Origin of the sequence: Paenibacillus sp. KS1 (assembly GCF_001680695.1) — a bacterium.
Lineage (GTDB): Bacteria > Bacillota > Bacilli > Paenibacillales > Paenibacillaceae > Paenibacillus_B > Paenibacillus_B suaedae.
On sequence record NZ_MAIS01000298.1, the window covers coordinates 1 to 523 of the forward strand.

The window sequence follows — 523 nt, forward strand, 5'->3', positions numbered from 1 at the left end:
TACGTAAGGTTCGATATTCGGTTGGATGTTGGTAGGGTACCAATTACTAGCTATATGATTACAACCACAAGGCTCATACTGTACAGGGGACACATATTGCGGCATAACTGGGACAGGAATTTCGTAGCTTGGCGGGAATGATGGAACTGGAGCGGCATAAGGTTGTTGCATGTTTGGCTGGTTTAGAAAAGATTGATTCCCCATAGATGGGTCAAAGTTTGACGGGTAGTTCATAGGCTGATTGTACCCTACCCATGGATGCGCATGTTGGGTACTTCCATAGTCCACCTTTTCCATTTCATATACAAATTCAGTTGCATGGTGTGGTTTCTTGACCTCTTTCTTGGGCTGTACAATCTCTTGGATAGGTTTTAGCTCATTCACTTGCTTGTTCTCTTCGTTCGGTTGAGGAACTTTGGTTTGCGGCATAACTTCTTTTTTCGGCTCTACAATTTCTACTTTTGGCTTCGTGATTTCAACCTTTGGCTTTTCCACTTCTTCCTTCGGCTTCACGACCTCTTCC

The 523-nt window shown here is 44.0% G+C and carries 1 pseudogene; it reads right to left on the bottom strand.

Going from position 1 to position 523, the window contains the following annotated elements:
- Positions 1 to 513 (bottom strand): annotated as a pseudogene (locus BBG47_RS28405) (hypothetical protein); the annotation flags it as partial.
- Between the last annotated feature and the right edge of the window lie 10 nt (positions 514 to 523).